The 667-nt window shown below is 35.2% G+C and carries 1 pseudogene; it reads right to left on the reverse strand.

From position 1 onward, the window contains the following. A pseudogene (locus E3E36_RS13450) lies at positions 1-667 on the reverse strand (M13 family metallopeptidase); the annotation flags it as partial.

The raw sequence follows: 667 nt of genomic DNA on the forward strand, positions 1-667 counted from the left end.
TAAAATTCCTGCAGGAAAAGTAATATCGTTATTGCTCGGACTGTATTGTGCATTAATGGTTGGCGGCGTCATTCCCCACTCGCTTCTGTCAACCGGTTTACCCATTTTGCTTACATTATAGTTGTAGAACCAAACAGCACATGTTTTTACATTTTTAAAGAAATTATCCGGTGTTGTTTCAATGCCTTCGTAGCTTCTCCATTTATCAGGATATGCAATTTTTTTAGCAAAGGCATTTAATTTTTCTAATGCTTTTTGTTTAGTGGCTTCGCTCATCCAATCTAAACGTTTAATTCTTTCAGCAAAAGTAGCCTGCATATTATTAACTAAATTAACCATGTATGCTTTTGCTTCCGGCTTAAAATATTTTTCTACATACAATTCGCCAATCATATCACCCAGCATTCTGTCAATCAAACTACTCATTCTTTCCCAACGTGGTGTAGGTACTTTTTGTCCGGTTTGTGCTTTGGTAAATTCAAAATCTGCATCAACAAATTCATGGCTTAAATAAGGTGCAGCACTTCTTATAAGGTTCCAGCGTAAATAGCTTCTCCAGTCATTTAAAGAGTATTCAGTTAACATGCTGTTTACTTTTTTTAAGAATGCGGGATTGCCTACTAATACACTATCAGCACCATTAATTTTTGCTTCTTTTAAAATAGCT

It is taken from the genome of Thermococcus sp. M36 (genome assembly GCF_012027355.1).
In the GTDB taxonomy this organism is placed as follows: Archaea; Methanobacteriota_B; Thermococci; order Thermococcales; family Thermococcaceae; genus Thermococcus.